Here is a 23,089-nt window from a genome sequence, read left to right as displayed (position 1 = left end):
GAAAATGCATCTTTGCATCCTCCCCAATCGTCGATGGTGGTGGTCGCTGCCGCGAGACCCTCGGCTAAAAGCGATTCGGGTGCAACACTGTAAGCAAGCTTCCTATTTCGAAAGCTAGCCCACGCCGCGGTGTGACGCAAGGGACCGGCCCCGATGCCGGTGCGCGGCGGGGCAGAGACCGCCGTGGAACCACGGGAGAAAGGGTGATGCCACATGACAGCCGAATCAGCCGCGCGAATCCGGCGCCCCGGGGGCAAGCCCCGGAAGGCCCGGGCACACCGGGTGAAGTACAACCGCAGGGAGGCCCTGGCTGGCTATCTGTTCATCTCCCCGTGGATCGTGGGCTTCCTCGTTTTCATGCTCGGTGCGATGGTCTACAGCCTGGTCATCTCCTTCAGCCGCTACAACCTGGCGACTAACGTGGCCAAGCCCGCTGGCGTGACCAACTACCAGCTCCTGTTTCAGGATCCGAAGGTCGCCTCCTCACTGGCCAACACGCTCTTCTACGCGGTCATGGCCGTTCCCCTGGAGATCTGTGTCGCCCTGGGGCTGGCCCTGCTCCTGAACCGCGTGGGCCGAGGCGCCGGGATTTTTCGGACCATCTACTACCTGCCCAAGATGACGCCGTCGGTGGCGACCGCGGCGGTTTTTCTGCTGCTGCTCAACGGCAACACGGGGGCCATCAACCAGGCGTTGGCGTTCTTCGGCATCTCGGGACCGCAATGGTTGATCGACCCGGCGTGGGTCAAACCCTCGATCGTGCTGATGACGCTGTGGGGGGTCAGCGGCACCATGGTGATCTTCCTGGCCGCACTCAAGAACGTGCCGCGGGAACTCTACGAGGTCGCGGCCCTGGACGGTGCCGGGCCGGTGCGGAAATTCTTCTCCATCACCGTCCCGATGATCTCGGGGGCCATCTTCTTCAACGTGATCGTCCTGACGATCGCCGCACTGCAGGTTTTCGATCAGGCGTACCTGCTCTTCTGGCGGGACCAAACCAGCGCGTCGCCGGAGGCCTCGCTGTTCTACGGCATCTACCTGTTCCAGCAGGCCTTCCGGGAATTCAATTTCGGGTTCGCCTCTGCCATGGCCTGGGTGCTGTTCGTGCTGATCCTGTTGATCAGCCTGATCCAGGTCCGGTTGGGAAACCGGTTCGTCTACTACGAGGGGGAGAAACGCTGATGGCCACCACCAATACCGAAACCGGCGCGACGCCGGAGGCCGGCCCGCTGCTGGCGGAAGCTGGCCGTTCCGCCACTGCCACGCCTGCCCCGGCCCCGCGCCGTCGTGTCCGGCGTCCCCGCACCACGGCCGGCAAGGTGGTGCTTGGCGTCGTCCTGACGGTGATCAGTGCCGTGTTCCTGTATCCCCTCGTGTGGCTCATTGCCGCCAGCCTCAAGCCCCGCGGGGAGGTTTTCGACAACGCACTGATCCCCGCGACGTTTTCCCCGCAGAACTACGTCGAAGTCTGGGATCAGCTCCCGCTGGTGAACTGGGTGACCAACAGCTTCCTCATCGCGGTGCTGGCCGCCACCCTGGTGACGCTCTCCAGTTCCCTGGTCGCCTTCGGGTTTGCCTACTTCCGTTTCCCGGGCCGGAACATCCTTTTCGGTCTTGTGCTGGCGACGATGATGTTGCCGGGCGCCGTGACCATGGTGCCGCAGTACCTCATCTGGAAGAACTTGGGCGTGCTGGGCACCTGGATACCGCTCTTCGGGATGAATCTCTTTGGCTCGGCGTTCTATATCTTCCTGCAGCGGCAATTCTTCCTGGGACTGCCACGGGAGCTCTTCGAGGCCGCGCGGATCGACGGCGCCAGCTACTTCGGCTTGTTCCGCAGGATAGCCCTGCCGCTATCCGTGCCGTCGCTCGTAGTGATCTTCATCTTCGAGTTCCAAGCAAGCTGGAACAACCTGCAGTCCGCGCTCATCTACCTCAATGCCGGTTCTGTCCAGGGCTTCACCGCTCCGCTGGGGATCGCCTATGCCATGACCAAATACAGCCCCACTAACGGCGGTCAGGGCGACTACCAGTACGTCATGGTCGCAACACTTTTGATCACGCTCCCCATGCTCATCCTCTTCGCTTTCGGACAGCGTCACTTCATCGAGGGGGTTGCCACCGAAGGCAGGAAGGGGTAGCGGGACTGCCGTGAAAGTCGGGGGGACCGGCCCGCATATTGACCTTCACATAACGGGGGAACACGATGGAGTGATCGGGGCGGCGCCCGGTCACCTCATCGTCTCGCGCCGTCCCGGCAACCAAGCCTCGAAGCCTTAAGAAAGGACGCATCGTGAGTGAAACTCCGGAGTCCGGCGCCCGCCTCCACAGCGAAGATCCGGCCGAGGGTGTGGACCATAACGGCGCGGCGACACCCGCGGGTGGGCCGGATCAGGGAAGCCGCAGTCACGCTGAAGAGCCGTCAGAAGGGCCCGATGCCGGGGACGACGGCGCCCGGCCCAGTGCGCCTGACGCCGGGGTGGGAGAACCGGAAGTCCCGTAGCTCTCTTTCGTAGTGCTGGCGGGCCGAGGACTTCTTCCCGGGTACGGGCTCAGGCGCCCAGTACTTTGCTGCTGCGGAAGCCCAGTGCCGTCACCCTGACCAGAACCGCGGAGCCGGTGAGCATGGCGGCCAGCAGGGCACCGAGCATCGGCACTATCCATGAGGACTGCAAAAGAATCGCGGGCCCGATCAGCAATCCCGGGAGTACGGCCAGGAGGCGGATAGGGCCGCCATTCATCCCGGCCTTGGACTCCAGGCTGCCGGGGTACAGCAGCGCCCCGAGGAGTGTGGCTGCGGAAGACCAGAGGCCCATCGATAAGGGCACGACAATGAGCGCAGCGGTGTAGGCGCTAGTCACCCGGACACCAAGACCTCCTGCGAACGCGGCGAAGGCGGCTGCTCCCGCAAAGGTCACAGTCGCCACGGCCCAGGACGCCGCCGTCATCCACAATCCGGCGCCCAGGTAGGCGTCAAAGAGCCGGCGGCGCGGAATGGGGCTGGCCAAGAGCGCCTCGATGGCACCACCGCCGACGTCGTCTGCCACGACCCCGGGGATCGTCAGCGTGGCGATCAGCGCCACGAGCATTCTCAGGATGGCTGGAGTCATCGTCATCAGGTACGTCGTCATGGGCGCGAACGTCCCTGCGGCGTCGTGGACGGTGACTATCCCGGCCCCCGCGTCCGGCCCGGTTTCGCCCGGCCACGAGGCCCCTGCCAGATTCTGCGTGCCGGCGAACACCATGACCCCCAAGGCTGCCCCGACGACGGCGGCAAGCCAGACGGCGGTACTTCGCTGCTGGCGCCAGGACCGCCTCGCAAAAGCGAGACTTCTCATGCGCATCAGAGTTGCCGGTGTCATGCGGCTGCCCCGAAAGCGGCAAGGATCTCAGTTTCGGTAACGGGTGTGCTGCCGGGTGAGAGTTTCACCAGGCTGAACCCATCAATAATGAGATAGGTCCGGGCAATCTGGAGCGCCTCCGGAACGCTGTGCGTCGAGTACAGCACGGTGCGGGTCTCTCCCCACTGTCGGAGCAGCTCCCGGGTCTGCGCCGCGTAGACCGGATCAAGCCCGCTGAGGGGCTCGTCGAGAACAATGAACGCCGGGTCGGTCATCGCGAGCCGGGCAAGGTCGGCGCGCTGACGCTGACCGCGGCTGAGCTGCTTTACCTTCAGTTGCATCAAGGTTCCCAGATCGAACCGTTCGACCAGCTCCGCCACGCTAACGGTGGTGGCCCCGGGGTAGGTGGCCGTCATGTCCCTCCAGAATGAAAGATTCTGCTCAACAGTGAGTGCGGACGCCAGGGCTGACTCGTGTCCCAGATACCCGATCCGTGAGCGCACCGCCGCGCCATCTTCGACAGGGTGGCCGAGGACCGTGCAGCTGCCGCCAAGCGGCGGGATGATTCCGCACAGTGTGCGCATCAGGGTGGTTTTTCCGGCCCCGTTCCTGCCAAGAAGCGCCGTCACGCCGGGTTCGAGCTCAATGTCCATCGGCCCCACCTTGACGCTGCCCTCATAGCCGATGGTGAGGCCCGAGAGTTCCGCTGTCGCCCTCATTCCGGAGCACCGCCGTCGGTCGGGGGTACCGGTAACAGCACCGTCGTCAGCTTGTGCTTTCGCCGCCCGCCTCCCGGCCCGTTCAACCTCAAGGACGTTAACTCCTTGAGGACCGTTTGGAGGAGGGCGTCCACCTCCTCCGGGGTGGCCCAAAAGTCGGCTTGAGCGAAGTTGACCCGGTCGGCCAGGAGGTCCGGCGGGGCACCGTGTACGTAAGTTCCAAAATCTCTGATCAGCCCGGTGCTGAAGACCGTGAAGACTGTCAGCAGTTCCTCGCTGCTCAGCGACATCAGTTCGTCCGCGGTGGGGTTCGCCACTCCCGGCGCTATCCGGTACGTCCTCTCGATGGCGCCGCGTATCTGTCTTTCAGCAACGACGTCGATCAGGCCGTGACGCGCCAGGATGGCGATGTGGCGGTACAAGGTGGCGACGGGGACGTCGGGGATCCGCTCCCTGATGGCATGGGTGGTGAGGCCTTCCTCGCCGAGAAGGGCCTGGACAATGCGCAGTCTCACGGGATGCAGCAGCTGGGATGAGTTCGCCATACGCTAACAGTATCATTATCGATATTGATACTGTTGGACTGGTGTTCCTCGTTCCGGTTACCCCGTGCGGTCCGAGGTCGATAGTGCGACGGGAGAGATGTCTTCGATGAGGGGCCTTATGAACGATCCGACCTTGCGTGCCGTCCGCGCCGCCGGCGCGTCCCGACGGCTCCGGATCGGATTTTCGGCTGCCCTGCTGGCCGGTGCCGCGATCTTCTCCGCGGGGGTGTTCCTTCGGGAGTCGGACGCCTTCAGCCCGCTGGTGGATGGGTTCCTGTCGCAGCTTACGGAGTGGCTGCCGGCGGCGGTTTGCTGGTTCACGGCCCTGCGGAGGCGCGGTCGGGGACCGGAGCTCGCCTTGGTCGCCGGGGCCCTGTCGTGCCAGGCCGCCGGCGACACGTACTACATGGTCCTTTCTGCCACCGGCCAGGTCGTTCCCGTCCCGTCCCCGGCGGACATTGGGTATATCGGCTTCTACATTCTGTTTCTCGCGGCACTGTGGTCGATCGTGCGGCGACGCCTTGCATCGATGGCGTGGCCCGTCGTCCTCGACGGCATCGTGGGAGGCCTTGGTGCTGCCGCTGTGCTGGCCGTACTCATGGACCCGGTGATGGCCGAAATCATGTCTTCCGGCCAGCGGTCGGCCACGGCGGTCATTGGGGCCGTCTACCCGCTCCTCGATCTGCTGCTGGCGGCGACCGTCCTGGGTATCGCCGCTACGCCCGAACGTGTCCTGGGGCGTGGATGGATCCTGCTGGTCACCGGGCTGCTGCTCTACACCGCTGCCGACGTCGTCTACATCGATCTCCAGCTCCGCGGCCTTTACGCGGTGGGGACACCCCTGGACCTTGCCTGGGCGGTCGGCACGGCGTTAATTGGGTGCTGGGCTGCTTTCCACGGCACCCCGCGGCGACGCTCGCTAAGGGACGTGTCGTGCGTGCCAGTCCAGGCAGTTCCGGGGCTGGCGACGCTGGCGGGGCTGGGTGTCCTCCTGCTGGGGACGCAGGTCCACATCATGCTGCTCGCGGTGGTGCTGGCCGGTCTGACTCTCGCCTCGGCGGCGTTGCCGTTGGTCTTCCGGCAACGCATCCGCCTGTTGGATGCGACCCGGCAAGCACGAACGGACGAACTCACTGGGCTTCCCAACCGGCGGGCTTTGTACTCCGATGTACCGGGCCGACTTGCGGATGTCCACCGCAGCAGTGCAGTGCTCCTGCTGGACTTGGACAAGTTCAAGGAAGTCAACGACGGGCTGGGTCACCATGTGGGGGATGAGCTCTTGAACCATGTTGCCGCCCGGCTTGTGGGGACCCTGCGGCCGGAAGACTTCCTGGCGCGTATGGGCGGGGATGAGTTCCTTGTCCATCTGGCCGACTGCGGGCCGAGGGCTGCGGAGACAGTTGCCCTGGCCCTGCGGGATGCGCTGGGCGAGGCGTTTGACCTGGGCGGTGTGGTGGTACAGGTCAACGCCAGCATCGGCATTGCGAGCTTTCCCGAGCACGGCACGGAACTGGGATTGCTGATGCGAAAAGCGGATATGGCCATGTACGCGGCCAAGTCCACGCGCAGTGGCCACGCCCTCTACACCGGTGTCACGGGCGGCCCCGGAAACACGCACTTCCACAGCGTGCAGTCCCTGAACGAGGCGCTGAGCCAGAGTCAGCTGGTGCTGCATTTCCAGCCAAAGCTGGAGCTCGGAACGGGGCAGGTCCGCGGCGTGGAGGCTCTCGTTCGATGGGACCACCCGACATTGGGGCTGCTGCAACCCGACGCGTTCCTTGACCGCTTTGAGGAGGCCGGCCTGATGCCGGCCTTGACGGAGGTTGTCCTCGGCGCGGCCTTGGACCAGGCGGCACGCTGGGAAGCGCAAAAGCTCGGAATATCGGTTGCAGTCAATCTTTCGGCCAGATCCATCATGGATTCACGTCTGCCGGCGAAGGTTGCCGCGATGGCGGACGCGCGCGGGCTCCCTGCCTCGGTGCTGGTTGTCGAAATCACCGAGGACGTCCTGGTGGCAGACAGGGCCCGCGCTACCGCTGTCCTGGCGGCGCTTCGCAGTATGGGGGTCAAGATTGCGGTCGATGATTTTGGCAAGGGCTTCAGCTCGCTGTCCTATCTGCGCGAACTGCCCCTCGACGAGCTGAAACTCGATAAGTCCTTCATTTTCACCATGCTGGACGACGCGCGTGCCACGGCATTGGTTGTCTCGACCATCGATTTGGCGCATAGCCTCGGGTTCGAAATGACCGCTGAGGGCGTCGAAAATGAGGAGGTGTACCGGGCGCTGGCGGACTACGGCTGCGACCTCGCCCAGGGTTATTTCATCTCCAGACCGGTCCCGGCGGGGGAGCTGACCGCCTGGCTGGCGTCCCGCGGTTCTGACGAGATCGCGGGTTTTGCGATCGCCACAGACGTTGACTTCGCCGGATCGGCGAGGCAGTAGCCCTGCGTTCAGAGCGATGGCGGATTCGATTAGGCTTTCGCCATGATCCGTCAGTCTTTTCGTTCGATCGACGAGCTGCTGCTCGCGAGCCGCGCCAACCTGGACCGTGTGTCTGCGTCAGAGCTTGGCGGGGAAGTCGCGGCAGGTGCCCTCGTCGTCGACACGCGGCCGGTGGACCAGCGGGAGCGGGACGGCGCCCTTCCTGGTGCGATCGTCATCGACCGAAACGTTCTTGAGTGGCGGCTCGATCCATCGAGCTCGCATCGGCTTCCAATGGCACACGATTACGATCGGCGGATTGTGATTGTCTGTAATGAGGGCTACAGCTCCAGCCTTGCCGCAGAAACCCTGCAGCAATTGGGCCTCTCACGGGCGACCGACCTTATTGGAGGTTTCCAGGCCTGGGCTGCATGGCGGCAGGAAGCCGGCTAGCCCGCTGCGCTGTCTTCCGAGGCTCGCCAGCGCACTGTCTTCCGAGGCTCGCCAGCGCACTACGTTCGGCGCGGTTGGCTCCGGCCGGAGCGCCACTTCGCTCACCAGGCTTCCCTCGAGGTGAGGGAGGGGCCGCCACACCGGACCCTCCCTCACCTCCTGTATGTCTTGGCGGTCAACCCGCCTCGGGCCTTAGCCCGGGACGTTTCGTGGATCGTTGCCGTAGCTGTTCTTTTCGGAGATCACACCGTCCTGGTTCTTGATGATGTGCTCGACCTTGTCGCCCCGGGCGGCCTCCCGTCCTGCAACGACCGCGTCCTCTTTGGAGCTGTAGCCGGCCCCGAAGGCCCGCTGGGCACCATCGCGCTTGTTCTTCCACTGTCCGTCTTCGTAGTACGTCTCAATATCTCCCTGAGGCATTACACGCTCCTTCTGCCGTTCGGTTCAGCTGCCTGACGTTGGGTAGCGAAAAGCCCCGCGGCACTGGGGGACCACGGGGCATTTCCAAGGCATCCTCCGCCGCATGGGGGGCGGGCGGAGAAGCTGACACCAACCTAATAGAAAGTAGGCTTATGGTTCAAGCCTCAGCGCCTTTCCGGCGCGGCGGAGGGTCGGGCGAATGGCGGTCGCTTTCAGTGCTGGCCCAGGCTGCCGCCGGCCGGGGGTAGAGTCCCCTCGACGCCATTGCGTCGCTCGTCACGTTCGGCCTGGCTGGCGGTGTCGGCGGCGGCCGTGCCGTCCGAGTCGCCGTCGTCGTCGATCAGTCCGTTGGTCTGGTCGAAGGGCTTGGCGACAGACCGTTCCGCAGGCCGCTCCATGGCTGAGGCGCTGCCGCTTCCGGCAGGATTCGTGTCGGTGCCTGCGGGGAAGACGCTCCCGGTGGTGCCCGTGGGTGGAACGGCGTCGGTTGCCCGTGCCGTCCCGGCATCCGCCGTAGTCGCAGGGCCGGCGCCGGGATTGTCGTGGTGTGGGGAGTCTCCGCGTCCCACGGCCGCGGCCACCCCTGCCGCAGCTGCGGCCAGCCCGACGCCGGCTATTACCTTTCCGGATACCCCCGCCGTGCCGCTGTCGCCCCGGGAGGCGGCGGCGTCTTCGATCCCCGGGGTGCCGGAGGAGCCGTGGCCTTGGACGGTACCGCGCCAAGCGCCCGTGGCGTAACCCTCGTCCTCGATGAAGGCCTTGAACCGGTCCAGGTCGTTTTCGGCCTGCCTGGCGACGACGTTGAGCTTGTCGCCCACCGTTTCAACCATGCCCTCTGGTTCGTATTCGAGGGAGAGCTCCACGGACGTCTGACCGCCGCCCAGGTCTTCAAAGGTGACCGCGCCGGCGTTGGTCGCTCCCTCCGTGGCAGCCCACGCTACTTTTTGATCAGGGATCTGCTCCAGGATTCTTGCCTGCCACTGGCGGCGCACCCCGGCAATCTCCGCCGTCCATTCCAGGCGGTCGTCGCTGAGCTGCTGCACGCTCTTCACCCCGGACATGAAGTGCGGAAATTCCTCGAACTGAGTCCATTGGTTGTAGGCCACGCTCACGGGAACGTTCACCAGGATGCGTTTCTCGACTTTCGTGCTCACGGTGTCTCCTTCGACTCTGTAGGAACAAACCAGTGATCAACTGATCATCAGTATGCTTACTTTATCGAGGATTCCGCCTTGCGGCCAGAGCAGAGGTGACTCTCTGCGGCTAACCCGGTCGCGGCGCGGGAGCCAAGCCCGGGTCGTTTTTCACGGGACATCGCTGGGCCGCTGCAGTATGGTGGGCACCTTCCGACGCAAGGAGGAGCACGTGAACAGTCATCGAAGCAACGTCGCCGGGGAGGCCGGTATCACCGCGCTGGTGCTGATCCGGCACGGAGAAAGCGAGGGGAATGTTGCGGCGACGCGGGCCAGGGAGGCGGGCGCGCAGGTGATAGAGGTCCCGGCCCGTGACGCCGACGTCGATCTTTCCGAGACCGGGAGGGAGCAGGCGCTGGCCCTGGGCCGCCTGCTGGCAGGCGTCTCCGAGCAGTTCCCGGTGTGGTCCTCCCCCTACGCCAGGGCCCGGGAGACTGCCGAACTGGCGCTGGACGTCGCAGGGTGGGACCGATTGCCCCGCCTGGACGAACGGCTCCGGGACCGCGAGTTGGGAATCCTGGATCGGCTGACCTCTGCCGGCGTGGAGGCCAGGTTCCCTGAGGAAGGAGAACGCCGGCGCTGGCTCGGGAAGTTTTACTACCGGCCACCAGGCGGCGAGTCCTGGGCCGATGTGGTGCTTCGGCTGCGGTCGCTGCTTGCAGACCTGGACAGGGAGCACCCCGGCCAGGAGGTGCTGCTGGTCTGCCATGACGCCCTCATCCTGCTCTTCCGGTACGTTTTGCTGGGGCTCACCGAGGCGGACCTGCTGGACCTGGCCGCACGCACCACCATTCTCAACGCATCCGTCAGCCGGTTCGTCCGGGAGGGCGGCACCGGCCCATGGGAACTGGCCGGGTTCAATGAGGCTAACCATCTGCGGTCCTATGGCGCCCCCGTCACTGAGCACGCGGGAGAGTCCAATGTCCACCCGCGCTAAGCCGCCGATCCCGCTGACGCCCACTTTGCTGCGCGGCTGGCCGCTGCCCGGCGGGGGCTCCGGGAAGGCGGACCGCGGCTCGGTGCTGGTTATTGGGGGCGCGCGCAAGACCCCGGGGGCCGCGCTCCTGGCCGGTGTCGCGGCACTTCGTTCCGGCGCCGGTCGGCTGACGCTGGCGGTGGCCGAATCGACCGCCGTCCACGTGGCGGTGGCGCTGCCAGAGAGCGGCGTCCTGGGCCTGCCGGAAAGCGCCAGGGGCTCAGTGAAGGGTTCGTCCGCTTCGCTGCTCGTCGACGAATTCGCCGCGGCCGACGCCGTTCTGATCGGCCCCGGCCTGGACAACAAGGACGAGGCCCTGGCGCTTCTTCGCGGACTGCTCGTGCCGGCGCGGACGCCCCCGAGTGGCGGCCCCGCCGTCGTCCTGGATGCGTTTGCCCTCGGCTGTTTGCCCGAACTGGGTGCCGACCTGGCCCCGTGGGCGGGTCGGCTGATCCTGACCCCTAACCCCACCGAGGCGGCCATCCTCTTGCAACGGGAGATCGGAGACCTTGGCCGCGATGTCCGGACTATCGCGAGCCGGTTCCAGGCCGTGGTCAGCTGCCAAGGGTTGATTGCGGAACCCGACGGCGAGTGCTGGGAGGTCAACACCGGGCACAGTGGGCTGGGGACCTCGGGCAGCGGTGACGTGTTGGCCGGCGCGATTACCGGGTTGCGGGCCCGCGGAACGACGGGACCCCAGGCCGCCTGTTGGGGCTCGCACCTGCATGCCACCGCCGGGGACAGATTGGCCAGCAGGCTGGGCGGCCTGGGCTACCTTGCCCGGGAACTCTGCGATGAGTTGCCGCCGCTGATGGTGGAACTCAGCGGCTGATCAGCAGCCCGGTCGGGCTGGCTGCCCAAGCGGTGGGAGCGATCGGTTCCGTAGCGCGGGAAGAGCCACAGCGCCTAGTATCCGTGGGAGAACCGGCTGTGGACTAACGGAAGGAAGACCATGGTGGACCGCATTGGCAACATTTGGGGAAGCCGCACCCCCTATCCCCGGGACGGTCTCTGGCCGGTACGTGTGGATCAGGCGCTCGCGGAGGGCGTTGCTGAAGACGACGTCGATCGCTGGGTCCAGTCCGCCTGCGTGCTCTGCAGCAACGGCTGCGCCTGCGACATTGCGGTCAAGGACGGTGCCATGGTGGGGATCCGTGGCCGGGCCGGGGACCTGGTCAATCACGGCCGGCTTGGCCCCAAGGGCCTCTTCGCCAGCTGGCAGGGCGTTTCCCACCGAGACCGGCTCACCAGCCCGCTGATCCGTGAGAACGGGCGCCTGGTCGAATGCGACTGGGACACCGCCATGAACCGCATCGTCGAACGCAGCCAACAGCTTTTGCGGGAGCGCGGTCCGCTGAGTCACGGCTTTTATACCAGCGGACAGCTTTTTCTTGAGGAGTACTACGCCCTCGCCATCATCGGGAAGGCGGGGATCGGGACTCCGCATATGGACGGCAACACCCGGCTGTGCACGGCCACCGCGGCGGCGTCGCTGAAGGAGACGTTCGGGGCCGACGGCCAGCCCGGGTCCTACACGGACATCGACAGCTGCGACGCCATATTCCTCTATGGCCACAACATGGCCGAGACACAGACCGTCCTGTGGTCCCGGGTGCTGGACCGCATCGCCGGCCCGAACCCGCCCAAAGTCGTCTGCATTGATCCCCGCGAGACAGAGGTGGCCCGCCACGCCGACGTGCACCTCGCCGTGCGGCCGGGCACCAACCTCGCTCTGATGAACGCCCTGGTCCATGAGGTGCTGGCCCGCGGCTGGGTGGACGAGTACTACGTCAAGGCGCACACCGTGGGCTTCGATGAGCTGAAGGCCACCGTGGCGCCCTGGACACCGGAGGCTGCCGCCGCGGTCTGCGACGTCCCGGCGGCGGACATCCGGGAGGCTGCGCGGATTTTCGGTGCCTCGGAGCGGGTCCTGTCCACCGTGTTGCAGGGATTCTACCAGTCGGCGCAGGCGACAGCCTCGTCCTGCCAGGTTAACAACCTTCACCTTCTGCGGGGACTGTTGGGGAAGCCCGGCTGCGGAATCCTGCAGATGAACGGCCAGCCGACCGCGCAGAACAACCGGGAATGCGGTGCCGACGGTGACCTGCCGGGTTTCCGCAACTGGGAAAACCCGGCCCACATCGCCGAGCTCGCCGATCTCTGGGACGTCGACCCGCTGACCATCCCGCACTGGGCGCCGCCGACGCATGCGATGCAGATCTTCCGCTACGCCGAGCAGGGGTCCATCGAGTTCCTGTGGATCTCCGCCACCAACCCCGCCGTCTCCATGCCCGACCTCGCCCGGATCCGGAAGATCCTGGCCAAACCTGACCTCTTTGTGGTGGTGCAGGACCTGTACCTGACCGAAACGGCGCAGGCTGCCGACGTCGTCCTGCCGGCGGCCGCCTGGGGCGAGAAGACCGGGACCTTCACCAACGTCAACCGCACGGTCCACCTCTCGGATAAGGCTGTGGACCCGCCGGGATCCGCCCGCAGCGACCTCGACATCTTCCTGGATTACGCGCGGCGGATGGATTTCCGCACGCTTCAGGGCGGGCCGTTGCTGCCATGGGACGGTCCCGAGGACGGCTTCAACGCCTGGCGGGAGTGTTCGCGGGGCCGTCCCTGCGACTACAGCGGGATGAGCTACGGCCGGCTCCGCGGCGGCAGCGGTATCCCTTGGCCCTGCAACGAGGAAAACCCCGATGGCCGCGACCGGCTCTACGCGGACGGGGTTTTCCCCACCGACGCGGACTACTGCGAAAGTTACGGCCATGACCTCATAACCGGCGCCACCGTGGGGTCAGAGATGTTCCGTGCCACGGTACCCGGCGGCAAGGCGGTGCTGAAGACGGCCGACTACCTGCCCCCGCACGAAGAGCCCGACGGCCGGTTCCCTATGCGCTACACGACCGGACGCACTGCCTACCATTTCCACACCAGGACCAAGACCGGCAGGTCCCGGCCCCTGAACCGCGCCGCACCCTCCGCCTGGATCGAGCTTTCCCCGGAAGACGCCCAACGGTACGGCATCAGTGAGGGAGACCTCACCCGCGTCACGTCCCGCCGGGGCCGGATCGAGGTACCGGCCCGGATCAGCGACATCCGCCCGGGAACGGTTTTCGCCCCGTTCCACTACGGCTACTGGGACGACGGCGGCTCGCCCGGCGAGCACCCGAGCGCGGCCAACGAACTCACCATCACCGAGTGGGACCCGGTGTCCAAGCAGCCAGTGTTCAAGAACGCGGCGGTCAACGTCCAAAAGATCGCCGACGGCGCGGGGCCGGCCCCCGCCCCGACAACCACCGCGTCTCGGCCGGCCAGCGGCAGCCCGGCGGTTCCCGCGACCACCGGCGTGGGTGGCGAGGCGAGCGAGTCCGTGGGTGCGGCGCCGCCGCGGTTCCCCCAGGCGATCAAGGGAGCCCCGGCGCCAGCCGGAAAGGACGGCACGCGATGAACATGTCCCTGTACCTGGGCATGCTGCACCGGGCCGAGGCCACCCTGGCGGAGTCCTTTCGGCAAGTCGCCGACGGCCACGGCGCCGAACCGGACGTCCATTTCCTGTGCCACTCCCTGGCCAACCAGTGCGATGAGCACAGCCGGCTGTTGCATCCGCTGGTGGAGCGCTACGGTGAGGACCTCTCCGACACGGAGCCGGAGCGGTTGCACGCCGAGGGGCTCTCTGGCACCCGCAGTGGGCCGGTGGGCCTGCTCCGGGACCTTCAGGATCTCTATCTCCTGGCCAGCTTCGTCGATGTGACCTGGACCATGATCCAGCAGGCCGGGTCGGCGCTCCGGGACCGGGACATGCTGGAGGTGGTCTCACACTGTGAGGGAGAAACCGCGGTGCAGCTGCGCTGGCTGCAGACCAGGATGAAGCAGGCGGCGCCCCAGGCTCTCGTGGCCGCCAAATAGGGCGACGGCAGCTGCCGGAGCTTCCCCGCGTCGTCTATCTCGACCGTTGACGTGGAAAAGTCGCGGCGGTCAGGCTTGGGCGATCAGTTGCCAATGCGCTGCCGGGGGACAGTCCCGGGCAAAGCAAAAGCCCCCGCCTCCCTTGTAAACAAAGGGAAGCAGGGGCCTCGCTACGTGGCGGTGACGGTGGGATTTGAACCCATTTCGTCATCCCCGCAGTTTCGCGGAAAATCCTCAAAAGCCCTGATTTTCCAGCTAAACGGGGGACTTTTGGTCACACTCTCCAACAGTTGAAAACACCACTTCACAGCGATTCCTTTGCCAATTCTTTGCCAATGAGCTGATCCTGCCGGGCCAGGCGCAGCGCGCCCGCCACGGTGTCCAGATCTGTTCTCGAATAAGCGCGGGAGGGCGGAGGCGCGTGACGCGTTCAGCCCAGGTGGTGCCCGACGGTCGTCGGCGCGGCCCGCACCAGGGCAGCGATCCGGCCCCGGCCCAGGCCGAGCCGATACATCAGCACCCATTCAGGGTTCGAGGCGCTCCGCAAGGGTATATCCATAATTATGCAGATCGCTTCGGGTGGTACTCCTGGTCTGGGTAGTTGGTACCAAGGTTTTGGGAACTTGGTACCGCCCTTCTCAGGCTGGACGGAGCCACGGGGATCAAGTGTCTGGTGGAAGGATCACGCGGACCACCATAGGAGCGTTCTCCTGGACCCACGCGGCCCGTTCTACAAATGCGATATGCCAAAGCACAGGGCACCAGCACACCTATAACCGAAGAAGGCACCGGAGGGATGGTTCCCTGACGTGCGAATTCAGGGAGCTTAGAGAAGACCCACCCCACATAGAAAAGGGGGAGACGCCCGTGGGTCGGCGGTAATGGTTGAATCGTCTTTATGAAACGTGTTTGGGGGATTACTACCGTTGCGCTGCTGGCATTGACCGGCTGTGCTCCCACCACTACGACTGCGCCCGCTGCCACCAGATCGGCACCTGCCTCGTCGCCGTCTGCCACGGAGCCGAGTCAGGAACGGGTAGACGCACTGCGGGCCTACGTAAAGTCAGAGCGAGCTGCGGCTTCGAAGATGCTGGCAACAACAAACATGGACGACGTCTATTCCAAAGTCGGCGTCGAATGGAAATTTGAGACGGGGGAAAAATGGAATCCTCTTTCCGAGGGTCTTCACGCGGTGGTCTTGTTCGAATACACGTACCTCCCGGATTATGACCTCTCGACGGCACACCGATCGATCGATGCATCAAAAGCACAGATTGATGAGTTGTGCGAAACTGGGATCTTCCCGCGCATGAGGGCGCTTGGCGTGGATCCCCCATTAGCAGCGAAATTCACGTATCACGCCGCGGATCGCATTTTGCCGATAGATACTCTGTGGTGCAGCACCTCCCGCTAGTACTACAGTCGCGTCCGCTTTCACTTGGGCTAGGGCGTGTCTCTTTATTGACGGAGCCACATCAGGCATGCGTAAAGGTCGACGAAGGCCCGGTAGGTGAGCGAGAGGTTGAAGGACTGCTCGGCGGCCCGGGCCTGCAGCCACCGGTCCTCGACGATGCAGCGGGCCAGCCGGAACCGACCCTTCGAGGTCAGGACGGCGTTGGCAGGAGGCATTGAAGACCTCCGGGCCTGACGTGATGTCGGTCGTAAGCACCACTCATCCGGAGGTCTTCTTCATGTCACGCCCCCACGCGGGGCATCACCAACACCCCTGGGTGTTTCACCGCGCCGGTGCTGCGGCTCGTTTTTTGCCGGCGGTGTTGAGAGGGTGCCGGTACTCTCTGGTGCCGCTCCGGTGGCCTAGGCAGGTATCCGACGGGCGATCCATGGCACGACTCCAAGTGAGCTAATTACGAGTATCTGCGATATAACTTGGCCTGCTCCAGGGGCCAGGGATTCGGCAGTGAGGGTTGCCACCGGTACGGCCGCAATCCACATAAGCACGCCCCTGAACCCGCTGACGATCGGACGCTTTGGCGGTTCAGGTTTGATGCTGAGAGGGCTGGGTTCATAGGACGTTGTCTCTACCCACTGCCTTAAACTTTCCGCGGCAGCTTCAGCGCGGGCTCGTGATGGGGCGTGCTTGAACCAAGCATAGTCCGCGACCCGTCTTTCGGGGTCCCGGAGTTCCTGTGGCACGGGACTTGTCCTGGGCCTGAGATGCTCTTCCCAGAACAGTCGTACATCCCCTGATCCATCGGCTGCATAAACATATTGCTCTCCAGCGCGTCGGCCAAAAACAATGCTCCCTTCAATGACTCGGACCCCGCCCGTCATGGGGTCTGGTCCTATCACGGCGTCCTCGAGGCGGACGTTCCCGTCGTCGGCAACTACCCAGTCATCAAACCGGAACCGCTCCCGTGGGCTGTCCCGGCTCCGGTGCTTAAGTGTGAGGTGTGCGTCGCCAAAGAACGCGGACTCCTTTGTCGTCCGGTCTGTCACTTTGTAGGGCTGGTCGCCAACCGCCACAAACTTCTCAATGACTCCTTCGAGGGACGTTATGCCGTCGTCTGCGCGGACTATGTCGTCAAGGAAGAAGTGTCCCGCACGCCAGGCATCGTCCGCAGAGCGGAGCTTGACTCCTCCTTCTTCGAAGAAATCCCCCTGCTCCTGATTGCAGGCGTGAACCACGTAGTAGGCGTACCTGCTTCTGACGGACATGCTGGACACCGTATTGTCGGGGTCCAGGACCTCAGCTATCACTCCGTCCGTGAAGTGGACTTCGCGGTCGACGCCATTCCACCAGTGCTTGGCATCTACTAGGTCACCGACTTTGAATTGTCTTTTTTCGCCCATCCCCCATGGCCCTTTCATCGCAGCGTTTCCGAGACTGATTGTCCACCACCCGGGCGTTCCTCAGGGATTGTGAAGACAGGTGCTGGCGTTCTAATCCTGAGTCGTTCAAGTGCCCTGCTGTCGACCGCTCCCTCAGCGGGCTGATTACGAAGATCCACCACGCCTACGACGGGAAGGGCTGGCCGCTGGCATTCCTCATCGAGCCCGGCCAGGGCCTGGACTCACGGATGTACGCGCACGTCATCGAGGCGGTCCGCGTCCCCCGCGGCGGCCGGGCCTGGCCCTCGTGGGCGGTGTCATTGCGCCAGTCTAAGCAGGTCGTTGTGCCTGCCCGGTGCCAGGGTTGCCGTGGATTGCGGCAGGCCGACCATCCCGCAGTTCAGGTCTCAGGCGCCGTGGCGTCCCTTTGCCAAGAGTTGATCCTGCCGGGCCTGGTGCAAGGCGCCGGCGACCTTATCCAAGTCATCCTCGAACAAGTCGGCATAGCGATCCAACGTCATCGCGGCAGATGCGTGCCCAAGCATCCGCTGGAGCACCTTGATGTTAGCGCCGGCACTGATGGCAAGCGACGCCGCCGTGTGCCGGAGGTCGTGGGGTGTGATCGTAGGGAACGCCGCATCGTTCGCTTGAGCGCGCTTGCGGGCCGCGGCGAACCACCCGCTTTCCGCGTTTCCCGGGCGAAGGTAGTTCACACCGTCGCCCCAAAGGAGGGCGTGACTTGCCCTGCTGGCGCAGGCCGACTCAATGGCTGGTGCCAGGAAGGCTGGATAGACAATGGAACGACTCTCGTGCATTTTCGGTGTGCCGATGACCATCTTGCCGTTGACGTTGACGGCGTTCTCTACGATGAGTACGCGCCGTGCAGGCTGGTCCACGTGGCCGACCCGCAGGCCGGTGGCCTCACCCCATCGGAGCCCGGTATAGGCCAGGAACCTCACAAAGTCGGGGTACTTGGATTCCAAGGCAAGGGCTTCAGCCTGACTGTGCGTCAGGTACCCACGAGAACGGCTTGTCCGGCGGGCAATTTTGACGCCCTCTGCCGGGTTCGAGGAGATTCGTTTGTCTTCCGCGGCGTCGTGAAGAATCCCTGAGAGTACGCCGAGGCAACGCGACACCGTTGTGGGACTGCGATTCTCGGAGAGGGAGGCTACCCACGCTTTGATTTCTGAGCGCAGAAGCGAAGAGACAAAGCGGTCGCCCCATTTGGGATGGACGTGGTTCCGCCAGGCGCTCTCAATGCTGTGGAACGTTGAAGGTTTGACCGTGTGCTTGTGGGCTGCCAACCACTCTGCGCCGAGGCTCCCGATGGTGATGCGACCATCGCTCGGAGCAATGAACTCACCGCTTCTCTTGGAAACCTCCACGGCGTCCAGGAAAGCCTGTGCATCACGCTTGAGCTTGAACCCACGCTTCTGGCCCTGACTGTTGTTCGGTTTCTTATAGAGCACGCGGTACCACTTGCCGCTCTTATTTTCGTATGGATGGATACTCCCCATGCCCGGTCTTTCTTGCAGTCGCCTTGGTGCGGATGAAGTGTCAGTAAATGTGAGTTTGGGCTTTCCGTCAAGCGGCTAAAAGACATTGGGAGTACCGGGATCTGTGACTTCGTCGGACCGTGTAGCGTTTTTGAAACAAGAAGTGGCACATCGTTCGGGAGCGCTTTTCGTTGGTTTATCAGGGGATGCCGCTGCTCTTATGCGTGTGCCGCATGTACCGCCGATTTTTGGTTTTTCCCCAACATCAAAAACTTTGAAAATTGGCGTGCTTAACTGTGCTCGAGCCCTCCAAAGCGGCAGGGGGACGGGTCGGATCTGTTGCCAGTGCTGTGCTCTACGCCTGCGCGCCGAGAGGCAGTTTCTCTTGAGTGAGACTGAAGCCGAGCTGTGCCGAACTGTGCGCGACAGTCCGGATCGATGGGTGATTTGGTGTCGATATCAGCGCCATCATTGGACAGGCCGGCCGTATCGACCCGAAACGAACGGTCGCGATGTGTCCATAGCCCCGAACTGTGCCAATCTGTGCTCGCACGAAATAGCGGGTTATGTAGAGAAATGTGGAAGTTCGTGGGTCGACTCACGCATGTGTGTATACTTTGTGACACACGAGATCAAGGCTCCGAAAACAATCACAAGGAGTAGTGGAGAGTACTCTCCCCGAGTGGATACGCACCATAAGGTGCACGGCCGACATAGAAATCTGAAATGGTTCGTCGGGTGATCCTCTTGCCGCTGAAAAGCCGCAAGGGATACTCATGTCTACAACCGTTTCCATCAGCCGACCCACCCTCAGCTCCATCGCCGAACGCCTCGCCGCCATCGAACGTGACGTCGCCAGTGCTCGCGTTGCGGTGCTGAATGACCTCCTCACTCCGCCGGCCCTCGCCGGACAGCTGGATGTCACCGAGCGCACTCTCAGCGAGTGGCGCATCACGGGACGTGGTCCCGCCTTCATCAGACTGGGCAAGACTGTCCGCTACCGGTCTGCGGCCGTCGAAGCCTGGCTGCTTTCCCAGGAGCATCACAGCACCTCCGAGGAGGTGCGTTATTAATGCCGGCAGCAGAAAACCGTTCCGTCGCGAACGATACTTCCAGAGCGGTCAGTCCGCGCAATCCTGGACGAGCCTCTGTCCGGACCAAGTCCAAGGACAAGAAGCCCGCGCCCCGTCGCTATCGCTCATTCAAGATCACGCAGTACCGGCGTCATCCGGAGACGGGCGAAGTACTCATGACTCCGAGGCAACTCCAGCGTGGTCTTGCCCACCGTTCAATCACCAAGTGGGCATGGACTGAGCACGACCAGGACCGTCGTAGCGACGGCAGCCTGGTTCCTCCCCACATCCATATCGCGTTGCAGTGCAGGGATGCCCGCACCCGTGAGCAAATCGCGGAGTGGTTCGGTGTACCGCTGGAGTTAGTCCAAATTTTGGGCGGCAGGGGCGGCTTTGCGAGCTACCTCCGCTACCTGACACACGAAGATCCAACGCAGCAGGCTCTGGGTAAGCACCGGTACCCGGATACCAACGTCGTGGCCAACTTTGATTGGCGTGGCGAAGTGGAGGCCCACTTCGCCAGGCCCATGAAGCTCCCGACTCGCCTGGACGAGATCAAACTCGGAGTGCTGGCCGGGACCCTGCGGTTGTGGGAAGTCCGTGAGACCGACCCACTTGTGTACGCGAAACACTTCCCTACCCTGAAACGCCTGGCCGAGGAATGCAGGACGGCTCACGTTGAAGCAGGGACCATGACGCCCCACCACCAGGACATGAAACTCAGGGTGCGCACTGGAGTGACTTTGACCGAGAGCTTGAGCTGGATTGCCGATCGGCTCGGCTTCGAGGGGGATCACTACGACCGCATGCTGCGGGCCAGCAACGTCGTTCGGGCAAAGACCGCACCGTAAACGCGGCGTAACTCAGCAACTTCCAGCTCACCACCTGTGGCTGGAGCACCCACGAAAGGAAAAGCACTATGGCCATTGAAGATGAGGTTGCAGCCGTCAAAGCAGCGGCAGCGAAAAAGCTCAAGCTCCTGCGGGATCGTGAGCGCAAGCAGCAGCAGGCCGTCGACGCGCGGATGCTGACGTTGATGCGCGAAAAGCACCCTGGGCTGGCGTCACAGCTCGAGGTTAAAGCGCGTACGCAGCTTGCCGCCGAGTCGGCCCAGCGGTCAACACGGGCCAGGACTTCGAGGGCGGTGCCGCCGCCGGCGGGCCAGGGCACCGGCGGGAATGCCGTTACCCCGCACGACGGCCGCAGCACGGAGGATGCGCCGTGACCGGCGGGCAGCTTGTCATCACCGGCCGGTACCTAGGTGCGCAAGCACCCGGGTGCAGTGCCGTGGTTCGGGTTTGGGGGTCGAGGGGGAAGGGCGGAGCCCAGCCCCTCGCAAGCGGCGCACTGGACGACGAGCGAAGCGGTGTCGGACAGAGTGCCTGCTTGCGTTCGTTTTCCACCGCAGATTTCGTACTTCAGGACCGGACGGAGGCGGGTTCATGAGTGGCACTTCCAAACAGCTTGCTCCACGGCCTCGGAGCCACCGAATCGACACGCGGTTCAGCGAAGCTGAACTCGCGTTAGTCGAGAAGGTGGCGACGTGGCGGGGCTTGCCGCCGTCGGCTTTCGTTCGGGGCGCGGCGCTTGCCGCGGCGAAGCAGGCCGAGGGGCACGGCGGCGGCGCCGGGGCAGCCGAACCGCCTCCGGCTGTGCTCACCGAGCGTCAGCTCAGGGTTCTGGACGCTGCCCGGGTCGACGTGAAGCGCGTCGGCGTGAATTTCAACCAGTTGAGCCGCCTTGGGCATCGGGGCGTGCTGGACCTCGGGGCCCTCGCCCCGGTGATCGACGCGTTGGCGGAGCACTATGAACGCCTGGTCGACGCTCTCAGCGGGAAGGCGTCCCCGTGAGCATTACAACGGTGTCTCCGGTCTACGACCTGGGTACCCGGGCGGACTATCTGGAATTCGGCGTTGGGGCGAAGAAGAAGGGTCACAAAGCGGCAGGTACTGACCGGCTGGCTCCGGGGTTCTACTGCGATGCACCGAGCATCGCCCAGTTCATTGAGACGGGCAACCGGCTGGCCGAGCAGAACGGCCGCAGGGTGAAAGCACATTCCTACATCGTTTCTTTCCATCCCGACGAACTGGATGTCAATGATCCCCTTGACCTTCAGCGGGCGGGTGATTTGGCGTTCCTGCTGGCGAAAAAGATGCGGCCCAACAGTCCAGCGATGGTCGTGGTTCACGACGACGGCCAGGGCGGCTGCGCCCACGCTCACATCACGATCCTGAACCACGACGCGGTCACGGGGAAGGCACCAAGGGACTACCGCGTGCACTGGCAGGTGAAGCGCGCCAACGACGCCCTCATGCAGGAGGAAGGGATGCAGGTGACCACACCGGCACCGGTATCCACACCAGGCTCGTACTGGGCCAACAAGCGTGGTGACATGGCGGCCTTCGATCAGCAGCTCGGCGACGCGATCGAGCAGGCGGGTATCGACACCTCCGCGGTGGATCTGCCGACCTTCATAGCGGCGTGCAGGGCCCGCGGCGTCGAAGTCATCACAACCGAACACAAAGTCAAGCACGACGGTTACCGCAGCAAGACGGCAGGGGAGACAGCCACCGGCATCACGTACAAGATGCGCGACGAGTCCACCCCCGGAAAGAACCCCCGGGTTCGAAGGCGCAAGGCCTCGGCGCTGTCACCGGAATTCACGGCAGAAGGCCTCGACAAAGTATTTACGAAAAAACAGGAGATGAAGGAGCAAAAGCATGGGAATCATGGAGACCCTCAATCAGCAGCACCACGACCAGAACAACGAGCAGCAACTGACTTCGGAGACGTTGAGTTTGTTGCTCGATCGACTCGACGGGATCGAGAAGAACCAGCGGGAGATCGTGAACTCGTTCAGCTCGGTGGCGCAGAGCTTCATCAGCACATGGGAGGGGCTGGAGCAGACGCGGCGGTTGATGCAGCAGCTGAACAACTCCAACGTCTCCGCGAACGACTCGCACGCCAAGACGCTGACAACACTCGCGACGACTATGAGCGAGATGCTGGAACTGCTGGCCAGCTCCAAAGTCGTCAAGCTGCCCGACGGGTCCACCTTGCGGGCCGCGGACGTGTCCGCCCACGCACTGACGCAGAACATTTCGGTCAAGATCACAGCGTTGGAAACGACGAACTCGAGATTGGCTGACGCCCTGCATCGGCAGCGCACTGTCAATATCGACTACGAGAAGCTGGCCCGGTACTTGGTTCCCCGACTAGGGGCCCAACTCCTGGAGCATGAGCATGCGGTGAAGACCGCCTTCGCAGAGTCCAGTGTGCCGATGCTGGCGGAGTTGGAAAAGAGCCGCACGGCGCTCAGCGAAGCCGGAACGTATGTCAGCGAACAGGTCCGACGGGCCGGTGAACGAGTCGATCAGCTCCGCGGGGCGGTGACATGGCAGACGGTCGGCCAGATCAGTGCTGCGCTCGTGCCGCTCGCCATAGCCGTCTGGGTAGTGTTCGGCACAGCCCAAACAGTCTGGGCGGCATTCGGGCTCCAGCCCATCCTCCAGACCCTCTGGGGATGGTTCCTGGATGCCCACGAGTGGTACTGGAAACTCGCCATCGCCGGCACTGCCTTCGCTGTGCTGACCGGCTTCGGCTGGCTCACCCGGGCTCTCGGGAAGTGGCTGTACGCATGGTACCGACGCTATTGAGGCAGGCCTGGAAAAAGGCTAGTGGCCCTCCATAAGGTGCATGTGGCCGCTGCTCGACTAGTTGTACTGAGTCAGGACGTTGGTTACATC

23 protein-coding genes and 1 pseudogene are annotated in these 23,089 nt (G+C 64.1%); 16 read left to right on the top strand and 8 right to left on the bottom strand.

Annotation, left to right across the window (positions count from 1 at the left end; genetic code table 11):
* The first annotated feature begins 213 nt into the window (after positions 1 to 213).
* Both QWJ39_RS05245 and QWJ39_RS05240 read left to right on the top strand, forming a co-directional pair.
* A complete protein-coding gene (locus QWJ39_RS05245) occupies positions 214 to 1,182 on the top strand; it encodes a sugar ABC transporter permease (protein WP_290256669.1) in 969 nt (322 codons plus the stop codon).
* Entirely contained in the window at positions 1,182 to 2,141 is a 960-nt protein-coding gene (locus QWJ39_RS05240) for a carbohydrate ABC transporter permease (RefSeq protein WP_290256668.1), read from the top strand. Before QWJ39_RS05245 ends, QWJ39_RS05240 begins: the two co-directional genes overlap by 1 nt.
* Before the next feature lie 411 nt (positions 2,142 to 2,552).
* Here the strand turns inward: QWJ39_RS05240 and QWJ39_RS05235 are convergent, their stop codons facing one another.
* The 3 genes from QWJ39_RS05235 to QWJ39_RS05225 form a co-directional block, all read right to left on the bottom strand.
* Positions 2,553 to 3,338 carry a hypothetical protein gene (locus QWJ39_RS05235; RefSeq protein ID WP_290256667.1) on the bottom strand — a complete coding sequence of 262 codons (786 nt, stop codon included), beginning with the start codon at positions 3,336 to 3,338 and terminating at the stop codon, positions 2,553 to 2,555.
* A 20-nt stretch (positions 3,339 to 3,358) separates the two neighbouring features.
* On the bottom strand, positions 3,359 to 3,994 hold the full coding sequence (locus QWJ39_RS05230) for an ABC transporter ATP-binding protein (protein WP_290256666.1): 636 nt from the start codon (positions 3,992 to 3,994) through the stop codon (positions 3,359 to 3,361).
* 62 nt (positions 3,995 to 4,056) lie between these two features.
* Positions 4,057 to 4,605, bottom strand: coding sequence for a helix-turn-helix domain-containing protein (locus QWJ39_RS05225; RefSeq protein WP_290256665.1), 549 nt, complete (start codon positions 4,603 to 4,605; stop codon positions 4,057 to 4,059).
* A gap of 118 nt (positions 4,606 to 4,723) precedes the next feature.
* Here QWJ39_RS05225 and QWJ39_RS05220 point away from each other — a divergent pair, with 118 nt between their 5' ends.
* Both QWJ39_RS05220 and QWJ39_RS05215 read left to right on the top strand, forming a co-directional pair.
* Complete coding sequence (locus QWJ39_RS05220) at positions 4,724 to 7,048, top strand: EAL domain-containing protein (RefSeq protein WP_290256664.1); 2,325 nt, start codon at positions 4,724 to 4,726, stop codon at positions 7,046 to 7,048.
* 42 nt (positions 7,049 to 7,090) lie between these two features.
* Positions 7,091 to 7,480: a rhodanese-like domain-containing protein gene (locus QWJ39_RS05215; RefSeq protein ID WP_290256663.1), complete on the top strand. Its 390-nt coding sequence runs from the start codon at positions 7,091 to 7,093 to the stop codon at positions 7,478 to 7,480.
* Between the two features lie 192 nt (positions 7,481 to 7,672).
* Here QWJ39_RS05215 and QWJ39_RS05210 read toward each other — a convergent pair whose 3' ends face one another.
* Together QWJ39_RS05210 and QWJ39_RS05205 are read right to left on the bottom strand one after the other, a co-directional pair.
* On the bottom strand, positions 7,673 to 7,900 hold the full coding sequence (locus tag QWJ39_RS05210; protein ID WP_290256662.1) for a DUF2188 domain-containing protein: 228 nt from the start codon (positions 7,898 to 7,900) through the stop codon (positions 7,673 to 7,675).
* Positions 7,901 to 8,112: 212 nt separating this feature from the next.
* Positions 8,113 to 9,054, bottom strand: a complete 942-nt coding sequence (locus tag QWJ39_RS05205; RefSeq protein ID WP_290256661.1) for an SRPBCC family protein — start codon at positions 9,052 to 9,054, stop codon at positions 8,113 to 8,115.
* 211 nt (positions 9,055 to 9,265) lie between these two features.
* On the opposite strand from QWJ39_RS05205, the gene QWJ39_RS05200 reads away from it, so the two are divergent.
* The 6 genes from QWJ39_RS05200 (at position 9,266) to QWJ39_RS05175 (ending at position 15,398) form a co-directional block, all read left to right on the top strand.
* On the top strand, positions 9,266 to 10,030 hold the full coding sequence (locus QWJ39_RS05200) for a histidine phosphatase family protein (RefSeq protein ID WP_290256660.1): 765 nt from the start codon (positions 9,266 to 9,268) through the stop codon (positions 10,028 to 10,030).
* Positions 10,014 to 10,901: an NAD(P)H-hydrate dehydratase gene (locus QWJ39_RS05195; protein ID WP_290256659.1), complete on the top strand. Its 888-nt coding sequence runs from the start codon at positions 10,014 to 10,016 to the stop codon at positions 10,899 to 10,901. The genes QWJ39_RS05200 and QWJ39_RS05195 overlap by 17 nt, the downstream gene beginning before the upstream one ends.
* Before the next feature lie 120 nt (positions 10,902 to 11,021).
* A complete protein-coding gene (locus QWJ39_RS05190) occupies positions 11,022 to 13,526 on the top strand; it encodes a molybdopterin-dependent oxidoreductase (RefSeq protein WP_290256658.1) in 2,505 nt (834 codons plus the stop codon).
* A complete protein-coding gene (locus QWJ39_RS05185) occupies positions 13,523 to 13,984 on the top strand; it encodes a hypothetical protein (RefSeq protein ID WP_290256657.1) in 462 nt (153 codons plus the stop codon). Before QWJ39_RS05190 ends, QWJ39_RS05185 begins: the two co-directional genes overlap by 4 nt.
* A 563-nt stretch (positions 13,985 to 14,547) precedes the next feature.
* Positions 14,548 to 14,760 carry a DUF4913 domain-containing protein gene (locus QWJ39_RS05180; RefSeq protein ID WP_290256656.1) on the top strand — a complete coding sequence of 71 codons (213 nt, stop codon included), beginning with the start codon at positions 14,548 to 14,550 and terminating at the stop codon, positions 14,758 to 14,760.
* A 122-nt stretch (positions 14,761 to 14,882) separates the two neighbouring features.
* Entirely contained in the window at positions 14,883 to 15,398 is a 516-nt protein-coding gene (locus QWJ39_RS05175; protein WP_290256655.1) for a hypothetical protein, read from the top strand.
* A 116-nt stretch (positions 15,399 to 15,514) separates the two neighbouring features.
* On the opposite strand, the pseudogene QWJ39_RS05170 reads toward QWJ39_RS05175, so the two are convergent.
* The 3 genes and pseudogenes from QWJ39_RS05170 to QWJ39_RS05160 all read right to left on the bottom strand — a co-directional run.
* Positions 15,515 to 15,613 (bottom strand): annotated as a pseudogene (locus tag QWJ39_RS05170) (IS481 family transposase); the annotation flags it as partial.
* Between the two features lie 186 nt (positions 15,614 to 15,799).
* Positions 15,800 to 16,795 carry a hypothetical protein gene (locus tag QWJ39_RS05165; protein ID WP_290256654.1) on the bottom strand — a complete coding sequence of 332 codons (996 nt, stop codon included), beginning with the start codon at positions 16,793 to 16,795 and terminating at the stop codon, positions 15,800 to 15,802.
* A 386-nt stretch (positions 16,796 to 17,181) separates the two neighbouring features.
* Positions 17,182 to 18,291 (bottom strand): site-specific integrase, encoded by a 1,110-nt coding sequence (locus QWJ39_RS05160; protein ID WP_290256653.1) that lies wholly within the window; start codon positions 18,289 to 18,291, stop codon positions 17,182 to 17,184.
* 755 nt (positions 18,292 to 19,046) lie between these two features.
* Between QWJ39_RS05160 and QWJ39_RS05155 the strand changes: the two genes are divergently transcribed.
* The 6 genes from QWJ39_RS05155 (at position 19,047) to QWJ39_RS05130 (ending at position 22,999) form a co-directional block, all read left to right on the top strand.
* Positions 19,047 to 19,343, top strand: coding sequence for a helix-turn-helix domain-containing protein (locus QWJ39_RS05155; RefSeq protein ID WP_290256652.1), 297 nt, complete (start codon positions 19,047 to 19,049; stop codon positions 19,341 to 19,343).
* Complete coding sequence (locus QWJ39_RS05150; RefSeq protein WP_290256651.1) at positions 19,343 to 20,194, top strand: Rep family protein; 852 nt, start codon at positions 19,343 to 19,345, stop codon at positions 20,192 to 20,194. Before QWJ39_RS05155 ends, QWJ39_RS05150 begins: the two co-directional genes overlap by 1 nt.
* A 68-nt stretch (positions 20,195 to 20,262) precedes the next feature.
* Positions 20,263 to 20,568 (top strand): hypothetical protein, encoded by a 306-nt coding sequence (locus tag QWJ39_RS05145; protein WP_290256650.1) that lies wholly within the window; start codon positions 20,263 to 20,265, stop codon positions 20,566 to 20,568.
* A gap of 217 nt (positions 20,569 to 20,785) precedes the next feature.
* Positions 20,786 to 21,193 carry a hypothetical protein gene (locus QWJ39_RS05140; protein ID WP_290256649.1) on the top strand — a complete coding sequence of 136 codons (408 nt, stop codon included), beginning with the start codon at positions 20,786 to 20,788 and terminating at the stop codon, positions 21,191 to 21,193.
* A complete protein-coding gene (locus tag QWJ39_RS05135; protein ID WP_290256648.1) occupies positions 21,190 to 22,491 on the top strand; it encodes a relaxase/mobilization nuclease domain-containing protein in 1,302 nt (433 codons plus the stop codon). The genes QWJ39_RS05140 and QWJ39_RS05135 overlap by 4 nt, the downstream gene beginning before the upstream one ends.
* Positions 22,484 to 22,999 (top strand): hypothetical protein, encoded by a 516-nt coding sequence (locus QWJ39_RS05130; RefSeq protein WP_290256647.1) that lies wholly within the window; start codon positions 22,484 to 22,486, stop codon positions 22,997 to 22,999. The genes QWJ39_RS05135 and QWJ39_RS05130 overlap by 8 nt, the downstream gene beginning before the upstream one ends.
* Positions 23,000 to 23,089 lie beyond the last annotated feature (90 nt).

The sequence above is a fragment of the Arthrobacter sp. YD4 genome, assembly GCF_030410515.1.
Classification (GTDB): Bacteria; Actinomycetota; Actinomycetes; order Actinomycetales; family Micrococcaceae; genus Arthrobacter.
Note: the sequence above shows the minus strand (reverse complement) of the source record. Positions and strands in the feature narration are given on the sequence as shown.

Coding starts and splice junctions, on each gene's coding strand:
- QWJ39_RS05165 (WP_290256654.1), bottom strand. CDS start 16,795: ATGGGCGAAAAAAGACAATTCAAAGTCGGTGACCTAGTAGATGCCAAG.
- QWJ39_RS05235 (WP_290256667.1), bottom strand. CDS start 3,338: ATGAGAAGTCTCGCTTTTGCGAGGCGGTCCTGGCGCCAGCAGCGAAGT.
- QWJ39_RS05240 (WP_290256668.1), top strand. CDS start 1,182: ATGGCCACCACCAATACCGAAACCGGCGCGACGCCGGAGGCCGGCCCG.
- QWJ39_RS05175 (WP_290256655.1), top strand. CDS start 14,883: ATGAAACGTGTTTGGGGGATTACTACCGTTGCGCTGCTGGCATTGACC.
- QWJ39_RS05145 (WP_290256650.1), top strand. CDS start 20,263: ATGGCCATTGAAGATGAGGTTGCAGCCGTCAAAGCAGCGGCAGCGAAA.
- QWJ39_RS05140 (WP_290256649.1), top strand. CDS start 20,786: ATGAGTGGCACTTCCAAACAGCTTGCTCCACGGCCTCGGAGCCACCGA.
- QWJ39_RS05220 (WP_290256664.1), top strand. CDS start 4,724: ATGAACGATCCGACCTTGCGTGCCGTCCGCGCCGCCGGCGCGTCCCGA.
- QWJ39_RS05225 (WP_290256665.1), bottom strand. CDS start 4,605: ATGGCGAACTCATCCCAGCTGCTGCATCCCGTGAGACTGCGCATTGTC.
- QWJ39_RS05185 (WP_290256657.1), top strand. CDS start 13,523: ATGAACATGTCCCTGTACCTGGGCATGCTGCACCGGGCCGAGGCCACC.
- QWJ39_RS05230 (WP_290256666.1), bottom strand. CDS start 3,994: ATGGACATTGAGCTCGAACCCGGCGTGACGGCGCTTCTTGGCAGGAAC.
- QWJ39_RS05215 (WP_290256663.1), top strand. CDS start 7,091: ATGATCCGTCAGTCTTTTCGTTCGATCGACGAGCTGCTGCTCGCGAGC.
- QWJ39_RS05160 (WP_290256653.1), bottom strand. CDS start 18,291: ATGGGGAGTATCCATCCATACGAAAATAAGAGCGGCAAGTGGTACCGC.
- QWJ39_RS05180 (WP_290256656.1), top strand. CDS start 14,548: ATGCAGATCGCTTCGGGTGGTACTCCTGGTCTGGGTAGTTGGTACCAA.
- QWJ39_RS05150 (WP_290256651.1), top strand. CDS start 19,343: ATGCCGGCAGCAGAAAACCGTTCCGTCGCGAACGATACTTCCAGAGCG.
- QWJ39_RS05195 (WP_290256659.1), top strand. CDS start 10,014: ATGTCCACCCGCGCTAAGCCGCCGATCCCGCTGACGCCCACTTTGCTG.
- QWJ39_RS05155 (WP_290256652.1), top strand. CDS start 19,047: ATGTCTACAACCGTTTCCATCAGCCGACCCACCCTCAGCTCCATCGCC.
- QWJ39_RS05245 (WP_290256669.1), top strand. CDS start 214: ATGACAGCCGAATCAGCCGCGCGAATCCGGCGCCCCGGGGGCAAGCCC.
- QWJ39_RS05210 (WP_290256662.1), bottom strand. CDS start 7,900: ATGCCTCAGGGAGATATTGAGACGTACTACGAAGACGGACAGTGGAAG.
- QWJ39_RS05190 (WP_290256658.1), top strand. CDS start 11,022: ATGGTGGACCGCATTGGCAACATTTGGGGAAGCCGCACCCCCTATCCC.